We start from the raw sequence: 14,066 nt of genomic DNA, 5'->3' as shown, positions 1-14,066 counted from the left end.
CCCGTAAAATTCTGTTCCATGAGCGCCACAGTCGCTGACCCGCCCCGTTCCGCAGGGCGGCCGCGCGCGCTGGTGGCGCTGCTCGGTCCCGCTTTCGTCGCCGCCATCGCCTACGTCGACCCGGGCAATGTGGCCTCCAACATCAGCGCGGGCGCGGAGTTCGGCTATCTGCTGGTGTGGGTGATCGTCATGGCGAACGTCATGGCCGGGCTGGTGCAGTTCCTCTCCGCCAAGCTCGGGCTGGTCACCGGGATGTCGCTGCCCGAGGCGGTGCGCGAGCGCGCGAGTCGTCCGGTGCGCCTCGCCTACTGGGGGCAGGCCGAGACCGTCGCCATGGCGACCGACCTCGCCGAGGTGGTGGGCGGGGCGATCGCGCTGAACCTGTTGTTCGGGCTGCCGCTCGTCGTCGGCGGGTTGATCACCGGCGCGGTGTCCATGGGCCTGCTCGTGGTGCAGGACCGGCGCGGTCAGCGGCCCTTCGAGCGGGTGATCACCGGCATGCTCGCGGTCATCGCGGTCGGCTTCCTCGCCTCCGTCGTGATCGCGCCCCCCTCGGTATCCGACGCCATCGGCGGCCTCGCGCCGCGCTTCGATGGCGCCGAGAGCGTGCTGCTCGCCGCCGCCATGATCGGCGCGACCGTGATGCCGCACGCGGTGTACCTGCACTCCGGCCTGGCCAGGGATCGGCACGGTCACCCGGCGCCCGGCCCCGGCCGGGTCCGCCTGCTGCGCGCGACGCGGCTCGACGTCGTCCTCGCCATGCTGCTCGCGGGTACGGTGAACCTGGCCATGCTGCTGATGGCCGCGAACACACCGCGCGGCAAGGAAGTCGATTCCATCGAGAGCGCGCACGCCGCGGTGGGCGACGCGCTCGGACCGGCCGCGGCGCTGCTGCTCGCGGTCGGCCTGCTCGCCTCCGGGCTGGCCTCCACATCGGTCGGCGCGTACGCGGGCGCGATGATCATGCAGGGCCTGCTGCGCCGCCGGATTCCGCTGCTGCTGCGCCGCTCGATCACTCTGATCCCGGCCGTCGCGATCCTGGCCGCGGGCATCGACCCGACCCGTGCGCTGATCGTCTCCCAGGTGGTGCTGTCCTTCGGCATCCCGTTCGCGCTGATCCCCTTGGTGCGCTTCACCAGTGACCGCTCGCTGATGGGCGCCGACGTCAACCATCGCGTGACGACCGCGCTGGCCTGGTTCGTCGCGCTGATCATCAGCATGCTCAACGTCGCGCTGATCTACCTGACCGTGACGGGCGGGTGAGCGGCCGAATGCTCGTGGCGCGCTGATCGTCGGCGCGGAATCGGCGGTCTGGTGCGCAGGGGGCAGCAGCCGCGCCGACGATCGGACGTGTGCCGATCAGACCCAGTTCTCGATCCAGTACTTCCAGATGAGCGGGGCGTACGCGGCGAGCGGCGGCACTTTGATGTCGGTCCCCGCGAGCGCGTCGGTGGTGCGTTTGGCGTCGAACCAGCAGGTGAACTCGCTGTGCTCGAGCACGTCGAGCGGGACGCCGACGCGCGGCAGCATCCAGTTGGCGCCGGGCACCCGCAGCATCATGTTCATCGCGCGCTTGGGCATCACCTCGACCAGATGCGGTGCTCCGGCCTCGTCGGCGAACAGGTTCAGCGCCTCTACCGCGCTCATCCGGCGCGGGTCGACGAGATGGTAGGTGCTCGACGCCGGGCCCGGCTGGTGCGCGATGTGGTCGAGGGCCCGCGCCACGAAGTCCACCGGGACCATGTTGGTTTCGCCGAGTTTGGGCACCAGCACCGGGAGGATGCGCGGCAGCTGGGCCGCCATCCGCAGCAGGCGGAAGAAGTAGTAGGGACCGTCGATGCGGTCGATCTCGCCGGTTCTGGAGTGGCCGATGACGATCGAGGGCCGGTAGATCCGCCAGGCGAGACCCGAGTCCCGCACGATGCGTTCCGCCTCGAACTTGGCCTGCTGCAACGGCGTTGTCAGCGCCTGCCCCTTGTCGAACATGTCCTCGGTGAACAGGCCCTCGTAGGAGCCCGCCACCTCGACGGTCGAAACATGGTGCAGCAGACCGGCTCCCAGTTCCTCGGCGGCGTCGACCACGTTGCGGGTGCCCGCACCGCGCTCGGTCAGGTCGTAGCTCGCCGCCAGGTGGAAGACGTGGTCGATGGCGCCGCGATGCTGTGCCAGCCAGTTGCTGTCGATGCCCAGACTCGGCGCGCCGAGGTCGCCGCGGACCGGACGCACCCGGTCTCCCGCGTCCCATTCCCTGGCGCAGCAGGCGTACCGGTCGGCCGATTCCTGACCGGGCCGGACCAGCACGTGGATGTCCGCATCGCGCTCGAGCAGCTGTGGGATCAGAAAACGACCGATGAACCCAGTTGCTCCGGTAACCAGGTAAGCCATAGCGGATCAACATAGTGGGGGCGGGTGTACCTGCTGATGGTGGGGTTCTCTGTGTGAGTACCTGCCAACGGATATGACCAGGTTGTTCGTGGGCCGACTACGCACATGAGCACCTGCCTGGGCGGGTGCGCGGTTGGTCGGCAGGTGTGCGCGCATAGTGCCCGGGATCACACCGGGTGGTGTTCGCGGGTCCCGAGCTACCGGATGGTGACCCGCGAACGACCGATCCCGCGCACCCAGCTGTGTGTCCGGGATTTCCGTCGGCGCCGTGGGATCGCCGCAGCGCCGAGAGGCATTTTCAGTCGGCGAAGACCGGCTTGCGCTTGGTCAGCATCGCGGTGGCTCCCTCGCGGAAATCGGGGGAGGCGAGCAGTTCGCTCTGGCCGGTCTTCTCGGCTGCGAGCGCCGCGTCGAGCGCGGTCAGCGTGGCCTGGTTGAGCGCCTTCTTGGTGAGCTCCAGCGCGCGGCGCGGGCCCGCGGCGAGCTTGGCGACCGCGGCCTCCACCGCCGCGTCGAGTTCGTCATCGGGCAGCACGGCGGTGAACAGCCCGGCCCGCTTCCCGGCGGATGCGGGCAGGCGCTCGCCGAGCAGCGCCATCTCCGCGGCCAGCGGGCGTCCGGCGGCCGCCGCCACCAGCGCGGCCGCGCCGCCGTCGGGCATCAGGCCGATATTGATGAACGCCAGCAGCAGGTAGGAGTCCTCGCTCGCGTAGACGAGGTCGGCGGCCAGCGCGATGCCGACGCCGACACCGGCCGCCGCGCCCTTGATTCGCGCGACCACCGGAACCGGCGCGTCCACGACCGCTCGCACCAGCCGGTTGGCCGCGTCCATCACCATGTCGGAGGTGATGCCGCGCTGCGCCTCGCCGGGGCTCGCGACCAGATCCGCGCCGGTGCAGAAGTCGTCGCCCGCGCCGGTCAGCACGATCGCGCGCACCGAACGGTTCTCGGCCGCGGCCAGGAAGGTGTCGCCGAGCGCGACCATCGTGTCGTAGTCGATGGCGTTCTTGCGCTTGGGCTTGGTGATGGTGATACGCAGTACCTTGCCGTCCTGCACCGCCGTGAAGCCGGCGGGAGCCGTCGCGGCGGGTGCGGAATCGGTATTGCTCATTTTTCGCTCCTGGTCTGCGATTCGGCGGACGCCGGGCCGTGAATGGTGGTTAACTTTGCGAATTGTGGTTAACTTATGTGGACTTGTCCGGCGCTGTCAACCAGGCGGCGCCGTCCCAGAACGGAGAGGTGCATGGTCGCGGAACACGGCGAGGTAGACCTCGCGCCCGCGCGGCCCGAACCAAACGGGGGAAGGGCCGGATCGGAGAACGCCGGTGTTCGCCGCCGCCCGAAGGACCGCAAAGCGCAGATCATCCGGGCCGCCGCCCGCGCCTTCAGCGAGCGCGGGTACTACCCGGTCGGCGTCGACGAGATCGCCGCCGACGTCGGCATTTCCGGCCCCGCCCTGTACCGGCATTTCGCGAACAAGTACGCGCTGCTCGTCGCCGCCGCCGAGGAGGGCGCGCGGCACCTGCTCACCGTCGCGCGCAACGCCGACGATCCCGAGCTGGACCCGGAACCGCGGCTCGACGGCCTGATCAAGGCGATCGCCGAACACACCATCGACATCCGGCGCGAGGCGGGCCTGTACCGGTGGGAGCGCCGCTACCTGGAGCGTGAAGATCGGATCCGGATCCGCAAGATCTACGACGATCTGAACGACACCATCGCCGCGCCCATCGCCGAGCTCCGGCCGGACGCTCCCGAGGCCGACCTGCGGATGCTCGCCGCCTCGGTGCTGAGCGTGGTGGCCAGCATCTCCGCGCACCGCTCGGCACTCTCCGGCGCGCGCCTGCTTCCGCTGTTGCGCGACATGTGCTGGTCGGTCCTGCGCGCCGAGCTGCCGCCCGCGCCCACGCAACCGGATCAGGGTCCCGTCGCGCGCGGCCTGCCGGTCACCTCCAAGCGGGAACAGCTGCTGGCCGAGGCCATCCGGATCTTCGGTCGCCAGGGCTATCACGAGGCGAGCATCGAGGAGATCGGCGCCGCGGTCGGCATCAACGCGTCCAGCGTCTACCGGTACTTCAGCAGCAAGTCCGATCTGCTCGCCGCCGCGTTCCACCGGACCGGCGACCGCGTCTCGGTCGCCATGACCGAGGCGCTGGCCGAGGCGACCAGCAGGCCGGAAGCGGTGCGCCTGATCGCCGCGCGCTACGCCAAGCTGACCTTCTCCACCCCGGAGATCATGCCGGTCTACTACGCGGAGTTCAGCAACCTGCCGCAGGCCGAGCAGCACAAGCTGCGCGCCATCCAGCGCCAGAACGTCCTCGAGTGGGCCAACCTGCTCGACGGCGACCCGGTCGAGGCTCGCTTCCGCGTGCACGCCGCCATCGGCCAGGTCATCGACATCGGCAGGCTCATCCGCTTCGACGCCCGCCCGGCCCAGCTGGCCAGGGTGACGGCGCTGATGAACGCGGTCCTGCTCGGCTGACGTCGTCGATCGCGCTCGGGCAGACGGTCCGGAATCGCGGCGAGGTCGTGGGCGGCCCCACCGCCGGTCGGCGGGACCGCCCTGTCGAGCACCGTCGACGGCGCTAGACCCGGTGGCCGTGGCGTAGTCGGAACATCGCCTTGGCCGTTCGTAGATGGCGTGGGTGCCGGTCGAAGGTGGCCAGGTTCATCGGCGCGCGATAGCGCTTGCGCGCGACGGCCAGCGTTCTGCTGAACTCCCGCAGCCCGTGGTCGCCGTGGCTGTGGCCCTGGCCGTACTCGCCGACGCCGCCGATGGGCAGCGCGGGGATGCCGAGGTGGGCGGTGGTCGAGTTGATCGTCACCACGCCGACGCGCATCGTCTCCGCGAAGGCCTCCACGCTGTGCACGTCCCTGGTGAACACCGAGACCGCGACACCGTTGCCGGTGGCGTTGATGCGCTTGGCGGCCTCCTCGATGTTCGGCACGCGGTTCACGATGAGCACCGGTCCGATCGCCTCGCCGGTGACCGCGATGCTCTCCTCCGGCACCTCGGCGAGCACGATCGGCTCGACGTACGGCTCGCGGAACGAATCCAGCCCGCCGACCACCGCGCGACCACCCCTGGCGAGCGCGTCGCGCACCTGCTTGCGCACCACGTCGACCTGGGCTTCCAAGATCATCGGACCGTAGGACGCGCGCTTGTCCGCGCCCGGGCGCAGCCGCTCGGCCTGTTCGACGACCAGCTCGAGGAAGTTGTCGTACACCGAATCCGCCACGTAGGCCCGCTGCAAGCCGGAGGGATTCTGGCCCGCGTTGGCCATCGCGCCGAACACCGCGGCCTCGGCGGCCTCGTCGAGCTTGGCGTCGACGTGCACCACCATCGCGCCCTTGCCGCCGCGCTCGACCACGACCGGCGTCATGGTCTGTGCGCACAGCGAGATCACTTCCCGCGCACCCGCTTCCGAGCCCGCGTAGGCGATCTTGTCCAGCTTGGCCCGGCACAGCGCGGCCGACGTGCCGCCGTCCCCGGTCACCACCTGGAGCACCGGTTGGCTCGGGGCCAGGTCGGCCCAGCTCTCGGCCAGCCACACCCCGACGCCGGTGGTCAGCTCGTGCGGCTTGAACACCACCGCGTTGCCCGCCGCCATGGCGTAGGCGATCGAGCTCATCGGCGTGAAGACCGGGTTGTTCCACGGTCCGAGTACCCCGACGACGCCGAGCGGCAGATAACCCACCGAACCCTGTTGGTTGCGGCTGAGCCAACTCGAACCGATCCTGCGCCGCCGCAGTGCGCGAGATGCGTTGCGCGCGGCCCAATCCAGATTCTCGATCGCCAGCATCACCTCGATCGCGGCGTCCGCCTCGGGTTTTCCGGTCTCCTCGGAGACCAGCTCCACCAATTGGCTTGCCCGCCTTGCGATGCTGCGTTTCCAGTCCAGCAGCCAGCGTTTACGGCCACTGAAACCCAAATCGGCCCACCATTTTTCGGCGGCCCGTGCGGCGCGGGCGGTGCGATTGAGCTCGCTGCCGCCCATCACGGCGTAATTCCCTACTACCTCCCCGGTGCGCGGATCATGGGAGATCAGCACATTCGATCGGCCCGTTCCTCCCGGATGCGCTGCCAAACGTGGCTGCGCGGACTCGGCCATGGTCACCTCTTCGCAGTCTCGACCCGCGTTGCGCCCACCCGAATCGAGCCGACCCCTGACGGACCGGCTCCCAGCGCGGTCCCGCCACAGACGAGTGAGTGCGTGTATGCCCCCGTTCAGCAGACTATGGTCGGGCGGCCCCGGCCGACAAGGCTGCGTCACCGCCCCTGCACTGCCCTTGCCACGCCTCGACCAGCGCCGATCGGGCGTGGCGTGCGCGCGAGGCGCCGAATGTGATGAAGCACACACTTATCCGGGCTCGCGAGTGGGTATCGCGCGGTCGTCGTTCCGGGATGCGCGATGCCGGTAACATCACGCCAGGCGGCAGGGATCACCACCCCGACGCATTCGTGTGCGTCCGGCGATCGGATCGCCGCCCCCGGCCGATAGTGGAGAGTTGATGCCGAGCTTGAACCAAGCAGAATCGCCGGCACGTCAATCGAAAGCGACGGAGCACGAGCCTGCCGTCCGCGTCGAGGACGTCCGCAAGTCTTTCGGCGACGTGCACGCACTGCAAGGGATCAGCTTCACCGCCGAGAAGGCGAGTGTGCTCGGCATCCTCGGCCCCAACGGCGCGGGCAAGACCACCACGGTCAAGATTCTCTCCACGCTGCTGCGCCCCGACTCGGGCACCGCCGTCGTCGCGGGCCACGACGTGCGCGAGGACCCGGCGGGCGTGCGGCGCTCGATCATGATGACCGGGCAGTACGCCGCGCTGGACGAGAACCTCTCCGGCCGCGAGAACCTCGAACTGTTCGGCAGGCTGATGGGCCTCGGCAGGTCCGCGGCCCGCAAGCGCGCCGACACCCTGCTCGAGGAGTTCGACCTGGTGAGCGCGGGCAAGCGCGCGGTGCGCCAGTACTCCGGCGGTATGCGGCGCCGGGTGGACATCGCCTGCGGTCTGGTCGTGCGTCCCGAGGTGGTGTTCCTCGACGAGCCGACCACCGGTCTGGATCCGCGCAGCCGCCAGGGCGTCTGGGATCTGGTCAACGTGCTCAAGGAGCAGGGCATCACGGTGCTGCTGACCACGCAGTACCTCGAGGAAGCCGACGTGCTCAGCGACAACATCATCGTCATCGACAAGGGCACGGTGATCGCCGAGGGCACCGCCGAGGAACTCAAGGAGAAGACCGGCGGCAGCTACTGCGAGGTGGTTCCGCTCGATACGAAGCAGGTGCTGACCGCCGCGTACGCGCTCGGCGACCTGGTGCCCGCCGCCGTCATGGCCGAACTCGACGGCAGCGACCGGCTCTCGTTCCCGGCCCCGCACGGCGCGACCACCCTGTCGGAGGCGCTGCGGAGGCTCGACAGCGCGGGAGTCACGCTGGCCGACATCGCGTTGCGCAGGCCCTCGCTCGACGACGTCTTCCTCTCCCTCACCGGCCATTCGGGCGGCCACTCGTGACCGCGAGCGCCACCGAACCGGCCGCCGCGGCCGAACTCTTCGCCGAGCTACCCGTCGCCCGGCCGTCCTCCTTCGCGCAATGGCAGGCGCTGACCGGTCGCGTGGTGAAGACCATGGCCACCAAGGGCGAGCTGATCGTCGCCTTCGTGACGCCGCTGGTGTTCACCCTCGGCTTCTATCTGCCGCTGCGCTTCGTGATGAAGCTCCAGGGCATCGACTACGCGCAGTTCGTCATGCCGATCATCGTGCTGCAGACCATGGCGTTCACCATGCTCTCCAACGCGCAGCTCGCCGCGTTCGAGGCGATGACCGGCCTGAGCAGCCGCCTGCAGACCATGCCGATCGGCACGCTGGTTCCGTTCACCTCGCGGATCTGCGCGGGCCTCGTCCGTTCGGTCACCTCGCTGACGGGCGCCGTGCTGTTCGGGTACCTGATCGGCTTCGAATTCAGCGCCGGATTCGGCCAAGCCGTGCTGTTCTGCGCGTTCTCCCTGGCCATCGGCACCGTGCTCGCCATCGGCGCCGACGGCCTCGGCAGCCTCACCAAGAGCCCGGAGCAACTCAGTCAGGCGCTGACCCTGCCGACGCTGATCTTCGGCATGCTGTCCTGCGGCTTCGTGCCGGAGAACAGCTTCCCGGAGTGGATCCAGCCGTTCGTGCGCAACCAGCCCATCTCGCAGTTCTCCTTCGCGCTGCGCGACATGGCGGGCGACGGGGTGAGCTGGGGCGTGCTGTGGGTGCCGCTGCTGTGGCTGATCGGGTTGACGGTGGTGTTCACGCCGTTCGCGGTGTGGGCGAGTGTGAGGCGGTCATGACTGTGACGACGGAGTCCGACGAGAAGGGCACGGAGTTCGCGCCGCTGCCGACGGTGGCTCCACGCTCGGAGCAGGCGATCGGCACCTGGGCGCAGCACAGCCTGTTGCAGTGCAAGCGACTGCTGATGGGCTGGATGCGCGATCCCGCGACCACCATCCAGACGCTGATCTATCCGGCGCTCACCCTGCTGATGTTCGACGTCGTGCTCGGCGGGACCATCACGAGGAACACCGGCATGGACGCCATCTACGGCCAGGTTCCGCTGATCACGTTGGTGGCGGCCATGTCCGGCGCGGTGGTGAGCGCACTCGGTTTCAAGGTGGAGAAGGCCACCGGCCTGCTGAGCCGGTTCTGGACCATGCCGATGAACCGGGCGGCCAGCCTGACTGGACGGCTGCTCGCCGAGGCGGTGCGGGTTCTGATCACCACGCTGTTCGTGATCGCGGTGGGCATGGCGCTCGGCTTCCGCTTCGGCCAGGGGCCGCTGGCGGGGGTGGCGCTGATCTGCATCCCGGTGCTGTTCGGCATCGGCTTCGCGGTGCTGTGCACGGCGCTCGCGACGCTCACCGAGGGCGTGCTGCTGGTCAGCCTGATCACGATCGTCAACACGCTGCTGATGTTCTTCAACACCGGTTTCGTTCCGGTGTTCGCCTACCCGACCTGGTTGCAGGACGTGGTCGGCAATCAGCCGATGAGCACCGCGATCGACGCCATGCGTGGGTTGTCGTACGGCGGGCCGGTCGCCGAACCGCTGTTGAAGACGGTCGCCTGGACCGTCGGAATGGTTGTGGTGTTCGCGTTGCCCGCGATTCGGGGTTACCGCAGAGCGGCCGAAACCGCCTGATCGCCAATCTGTTCGGCGGGTCGACGCGGATCGTCGGCCCGCCGTTTCGCTTCTAGTGCAGCGTCCAGAATGGTCGGCGTAACCGACCGAAGGCCCCCTTCATCCCGCCAGACCGACTGGACGTGACCTTCATTCAGCCGACCTCAGTGCTCGCGGATCGAGGGCTCAGCCGTTGTCCGAGCGTGCGCTACTCGATTTCGGTGCTCAGTGGCTCGCGCGCCGGGGCGAACTCGTAGCCGACCCAGCGATTGCGGTTCGTCCAGCCGACCAGGTCGTAGCGCCAGCGGAACGGCCAGGTGTGCGCGACGGTGTTGAACAGCACCGCGCCGAGCGCGGCGTAGTCGTCGTGCGCGGAGAGCAGCGCGCGCCTGCCGCGTTCCGACTCGGTGAAGAACGCCTCGAACATCGCGATCGACTGCTCGGTGGTCAGCCTGCCGAGGCCCCACAGCCCCCGCATGCGCATCCAGTAGACCAGCCGCGCCCGCCACGGCCACAGCGCCTCGATCGGGTCGCGGCCCTCTTGCAGCGCCGCGACCGCCGTGTCGACCAAGGCGAGCGAATCGGCGACGCTGTAGCCGGTGCAGGGGTGCATCATGCCGCCGCGCGATCCGAACGGAACCGCCCGCGCGACACCCTTCTTCGGCGGCGGCTGATCGAGCGGATAGTGCGCCGCCTCGCTCGGTTCCGCGCCGGTGAGCCGAATGCCGTGCGCGGCGAGCCGGTTCAGCGTCCGCTCGCGCAGCTCGTGCTGCGGCATGCCGCCGCGCAGGCCGAGGCTGGTCTCCTCGAAGATCACCGTGCCGTCGCCGATCGGCACCGCGTAGAGGAACGACGGCGGCGCGTCCTGGCCGGCGCCGTTCTCCGGACGCCAGTCCAGCAGCAGCCCCTCGCCCTCGGCGACCATCGGCGCGGCCGTCTCCGCGTCGACGAAGATGCCGTGCGCGCTGGCCGCCCTGCGCTGCCCGAGCGCGGGCAGGCCGCGGGTGTCGAACACCGCGCCGGCGCGCAGCACCGTGCCGTCGGCGAGTTCGACCTCGTGCGCGTCGACGCGGGTGGCGCGGGCGGCGATCACCTGCGCGTCGTCGAGCGCCAGCGCGTCGTACAGACCCTGCTTGGACAGCACGCAATACGGCCGCGGGATGCGGTGTTCGGTCTTCGTCCACACCGTCGGCGCTTCGATGCGCGCACCGATCGCGCTGGGCGGCAACCACTTCGGCAGTTCGTCGACCCAGCAGGAGTAGGTGGGCGGCCAGAGGCGTTCCGGTCGCGGGTCGATCGCGATCACCCGCAGCCCGGCCCGCATCGCCCGGTGGGCGAGCGCCCGTCCGGTCGGGCCGAGCCCGACGACGCACAGATCGGCCGCCTGGACCGCACCGCCACTCATATCCGCATTCAATCCGCTGCGCTGCCGCCAGGCAAACAGCGGGACCGCAGCCATCTACGCCCTATCGGCCACCCACGGGCGAGCCTTACGAGCCCGTTCGCGGCCGTCTCGCTTCCGAGTGGTCGAAGCGCATGCGACGAAGTCGCGAGTCTCGACCGCTCGGAAGCGAGACATAAAGGCCGCGAACACGCGCGCGCCAGCGCGCCGACTAACAGGGCGTCACCCAGGTGGTGATGTCGGCGTGCACGACCTCGACCCCGTGCTTGTCGTAGATCGACACCGGCACCACCAGGTCCCGGCCCTCGGTGATCCGCGCGAAATCCGGGATCTCGGGCAGCTTCGCCACCGCGCGCAGTCCCGTCTCGGCCTTGGCCAGGTACTGCACGTTCATCGCCTTGGGAATCCAGCGGTGCGTGGTCGGCACCGTGGCCTCGCTCAGCATGCCCATCGCCACCTCGGCCAGGTTGCACGCCGCGATCGCGTGAAAAGTCCCGAGGTGATTGTGGATGCCGAACCACTTCGGCGAGGTCACCTCGCACAGTCCCGGCTCCAGCCGCACGACGCTGGGCAGCACCGTGCCGAAGTACGGCACCCGAGCCACCATTCCCAGCGAGAACAGCGCGTGCCCCAGCCGGTTGTCCGGCAGCTTCTTCCACCCGCGCAGAGTCGCGGTCTCTTTGCTCATGCCATTATCTTACTCAAAAGTAAGTTCGGCGCGCGGGGGTGATCGGGCCGACACCGGGGGCGATTTGAAGTGGGTTGGGGGTCTCGGGCATACTGTTCGGGTTGCCTTGCACGGGGTCGTGCCCGTTTCGGATGAAACGGGGCGTGATCGGCGAGGCGAGCAGTACCCAATCGTGTGCTTCGCCGGTTTCCGGTGTGAGTACGTCCGGGACGTTGTTCCGAGCCTGAGATGAAGTTTTCGATCCGGGCCGAGGAATAAGCGGGAAGGCGACACGCCCGACCGCGTGGACCGGAGAACCATGACAGATGAACAGCGGCGAGGATCGGGCGTGCCCGGTCGTGGTCTCCACTGAGACGTCTTCGTGTGTTCGGGCTGTGCAAATTGAGGGTGGTGCGGAAGCCCGGCTTCCGGATCACGAAGGAAAGCGGAGAAAAGGACACTTAGCGTGGCGGGACAAAAGATCCGCATCAGGCTCAAGGCCTATGACCACGAGGCGATCGATGCGTCTGCGCGCAAGATCGTGGAGACGGTGACCCGCACCGGGGCCCGCGTGGTCGGGCCGGTGCCGTTGCCGACCGAGAAGAACGTGTACTGCGTCATCCGTTCGCCGCACAAGTACAAGGACTCGCGCGAACACTTCGAGATGCGTACGCACAAGCGCCTCATCGACATCCTCGACCCGACGCCGAAGACGGTCGACGCGCTCATGCGCATCGACCTGCCGGCCAGCGTCGACGTCAACATTCAGTGACGGGGACTCGAGACATGACTGACAACAAGAACCGGCCCGCGGCCGGCATCCTGGGCACCAAGCTCGGCATGACCCAGGTCTTCGACGAGAAGAACCGCGTCGTTCCGGTCACCGTCGTCAAGGCGGGCCCGAACGTGGTCACCCAGATCCGCACGGTGGAGCGCGACGGCTACAGCGCCGTCCAGGTCGCCTTCGGCGCCATCGACCCGCGCAAGGTGAACAAGCCGACCTCCGGCCAGTTCGCCAAGGCCGGCGTCACCCCGCGCCGCCACGTCGCCGAGATCCGGGTCGCGGACGCCTCCACCTTCGAGGTCGGCCAGGAGATCAGCGCCGACGTGTTCGAAGAGGGCAGCTACGTCGACGTCACCGGCACCAGCAAGGGCAAGGGCTTCGCGGGCACCATGAAGCGCCACGGCTTCCGTGGTCAGGGTGCCTCGCACGGTGCGCAGGCCGTGCACCGCCGCCCGGGTTCCATCGGTGGCTGCGCCACCCCCGGCCGCGTGTTCAAGGGCATGCGCATGTCGGGTCGGATGGGTAACGACCGCGTCACCACCCAGAACCTGTCGGTTCACAAGGTGGACGCCGAGAACGGCCTGCTCCTGATCAAGGGTGCGATCCCGGGTCGCAAGGGCGGCGTCGTGATCGTCAAGAGCGCCGTGAAGGGTGGTGCGCACGCATGACCAGCCTCGAGAAGAAGGCCAACCTGACGCTGCCGGTCAAGGAGATCGGTGGCAAGACCAACGGCACCGTCGACCTCCCCGCGGAGATCTTCGACGTGACCGCCAACATCGCGCTGATGCACCAGGTCGTCGTCGCGCAGCTGGCCGCGGCCCGTCAGGGCACGCACGCGACCAAGACTCGCGGCGAGGTCTCCGGTGGTGGCAAGAAGCCGTACCGCCAGAAGGGCACCGGTCGCGCCCGCCAGGGTTCGACCCGCGCGCCGCAGTTCGCCGGCGGTGGCACCGTGCACGGCCCGCAGCCGCGCGACTACAGCCAGCGCACCCCGAAGAAGATGAAGGCCGCCGCCCTGCGTGGCGCCCTGTCGGACCGGGCCCGCAACGAGCGCATCCACGTGATCACCGAACTGGTCGCGGGTCAGACCCCGTCGACCAAGACCGCCAAGACCTTCCTGTCCGAGCTGTCGGACCGCAAGAAGTTCCTGGTCGTCGTCGGCCGCGAGGACGTCGCCGCGTGGAAGAGCGTGGCGAACCTGCAGAACGTGCAGCCGATCGCCCCGGATCAGCTCAACACCTACGACGTCCTCAACAGCGACGACGTGGTGTTCAGCGTCGAGGCCCTGAACGCTTTCGTTCACGGTCCCGCCGAGGCGGCACAGGAGGAGAGCAAGTGACCACCATCGCCGACCCCCGCGACATCCTGCTGGCGCCGGTCATCTCGGAGAAGTCCTACGGACTGATCGAGGAAGGCACCTACACCTTCCTGGTGCACCCGGACTCCAACAAGACGCAGATCAAGATCGCCGTCGAGAAGGTCTTCGGTGTGAAGGTCACCAGCGTCAACACCGCCAACCGTCAGGGCAAGCGCAAGCGGACCCGCTTCGGTTACGGCAAGCGCAAGAACACCAAGCGCGCGCTCGTGACCATCTCGGCCGACAGCAAGCCCATCGAGATCTTCGGAGGCCCGGTCGCGTAAGCGGGCGGGAATCCAGAAAGCAGAGAAGAAC

Annotated in this window: 14 protein-coding genes; 9 read left to right on the top strand and 5 right to left on the bottom strand. The window is 68.8% G+C overall.

Annotated elements, in window-relative coordinates; all coding sequences use genetic code 11:
* The first annotated feature begins 18 nt into the window (after positions 1-18).
* Entirely contained in the window at positions 19-1,263 is a 1,245-nt protein-coding gene (locus tag FB390_RS02010; protein WP_141807414.1) for an Nramp family divalent metal transporter, read from the top strand.
* Between the two features lie 96 nt (positions 1,264-1,359).
* Here the strand turns inward: FB390_RS02010 and FB390_RS02005 are convergent, their stop codons facing one another.
* Both FB390_RS02005 and FB390_RS02000 read right to left on the bottom strand, forming a co-directional pair.
* Positions 1,360-2,385 carry an SDR family oxidoreductase gene (locus FB390_RS02005; RefSeq protein ID WP_141807413.1) on the bottom strand — a complete coding sequence of 342 codons (1,026 nt, stop codon included), beginning with the start codon at positions 2,383-2,385 and terminating at the stop codon, positions 1,360-1,362.
* A gap of 298 nt (positions 2,386-2,683) precedes the next feature.
* Positions 2,684-3,496, bottom strand: a complete 813-nt coding sequence (locus tag FB390_RS02000) for an enoyl-CoA hydratase-related protein (protein WP_141807412.1) — start codon at positions 3,494-3,496, stop codon at positions 2,684-2,686.
* Positions 3,497-3,628: 132 nt separating this feature from the next.
* Here FB390_RS02000 and FB390_RS01995 point away from each other — a divergent pair, with 132 nt between their 5' ends.
* Positions 3,629-4,867, top strand: coding sequence for a TetR/AcrR family transcriptional regulator (locus FB390_RS01995; protein ID WP_141807411.1), 1,239 nt, complete (start codon positions 3,629-3,631; stop codon positions 4,865-4,867).
* A 103-nt stretch (positions 4,868-4,970) separates the two neighbouring features.
* Here FB390_RS01995 and FB390_RS01990 read toward each other — a convergent pair whose 3' ends face one another.
* Positions 4,971-6,497: an aldehyde dehydrogenase family protein gene (locus FB390_RS01990; protein ID WP_141807410.1), complete on the bottom strand. Its 1,527-nt coding sequence runs from the start codon at positions 6,495-6,497 to the stop codon at positions 4,971-4,973.
* 400 nt (positions 6,498-6,897) lie between these two features.
* Between FB390_RS01990 and FB390_RS01985 the strand changes: the two genes are divergently transcribed.
* The 3 genes from FB390_RS01985 to FB390_RS01975 are packed head-to-tail and all read left to right on the top strand — an operon-like array spanning position 6,898 to position 9,562.
* A complete protein-coding gene (locus tag FB390_RS01985) occupies positions 6,898-7,902 on the top strand; it encodes an ATP-binding cassette domain-containing protein (protein WP_141807409.1) in 1,005 nt (334 codons plus the stop codon).
* Positions 7,899-8,717, top strand: coding sequence for an ABC transporter permease (locus FB390_RS01980; protein ID WP_141807408.1), 819 nt, complete (start codon positions 7,899-7,901; stop codon positions 8,715-8,717). The genes FB390_RS01985 and FB390_RS01980 overlap by 4 nt, the downstream gene beginning before the upstream one ends.
* A complete protein-coding gene (locus tag FB390_RS01975) occupies positions 8,714-9,562 on the top strand; it encodes an ABC transporter permease (protein WP_141807407.1) in 849 nt (282 codons plus the stop codon). The genes FB390_RS01980 and FB390_RS01975 overlap by 4 nt, the downstream gene beginning before the upstream one ends.
* A gap of 187 nt (positions 9,563-9,749) precedes the next feature.
* On the opposite strand, the gene FB390_RS01970 is transcribed toward FB390_RS01975, so the two are convergent.
* A complete protein-coding gene (locus FB390_RS01970; protein ID WP_141807406.1) occupies positions 9,750-10,946 on the bottom strand; it encodes a lycopene cyclase family protein in 1,197 nt (398 codons plus the stop codon).
* A 208-nt stretch (positions 10,947-11,154) separates the two neighbouring features.
* Complete coding sequence (locus FB390_RS01965; RefSeq protein ID WP_141807405.1) at positions 11,155-11,631, bottom strand: hotdog fold domain-containing protein; 477 nt, start codon at positions 11,629-11,631, stop codon at positions 11,155-11,157.
* Between the two features lie 445 nt (positions 11,632-12,076).
* On the opposite strand from FB390_RS01965, the gene rpsJ reads away from it, so the two are divergent.
* From rpsJ to rplW, 4 genes are read left to right on the top strand one after another with little or no spacing between them, the layout of a single operon-like run.
* Positions 12,077-12,382, top strand: coding sequence for a 30S ribosomal protein S10 (gene rpsJ / locus FB390_RS01960; RefSeq protein ID WP_003938093.1), 306 nt, complete (start codon positions 12,077-12,079; stop codon positions 12,380-12,382).
* Between the two features lie 14 nt (positions 12,383-12,396).
* Complete coding sequence (gene rplC, locus FB390_RS01955) at positions 12,397-13,062, top strand: 50S ribosomal protein L3 (RefSeq protein WP_141807404.1); 666 nt, start codon at positions 12,397-12,399, stop codon at positions 13,060-13,062.
* Positions 13,059-13,733 carry a 50S ribosomal protein L4 gene (gene rplD, locus FB390_RS01950; RefSeq protein ID WP_141807403.1) on the top strand — a complete coding sequence of 225 codons (675 nt, stop codon included), beginning with the start codon at positions 13,059-13,061 and terminating at the stop codon, positions 13,731-13,733. Before rplC ends, rplD begins: the two co-directional genes overlap by 4 nt.
* Positions 13,730-14,035 (top strand): 50S ribosomal protein L23, encoded by a 306-nt coding sequence (rplW, locus tag FB390_RS01945; protein ID WP_011207266.1) that lies wholly within the window; start codon positions 13,730-13,732, stop codon positions 14,033-14,035. Before rplD ends, rplW begins: the two co-directional genes overlap by 4 nt.
* The last annotated feature ends 31 nt before the right edge of the window (positions 14,036-14,066 follow it).

Source organism: Nocardia bhagyanarayanae (assembly GCF_006716565.1).
GTDB lineage: Bacteria > Actinomycetota > Actinomycetes > Mycobacteriales > Mycobacteriaceae > Nocardia > Nocardia bhagyanarayanae.
This window is presented reverse-complemented; position numbering and strand designations above follow the sequence as displayed.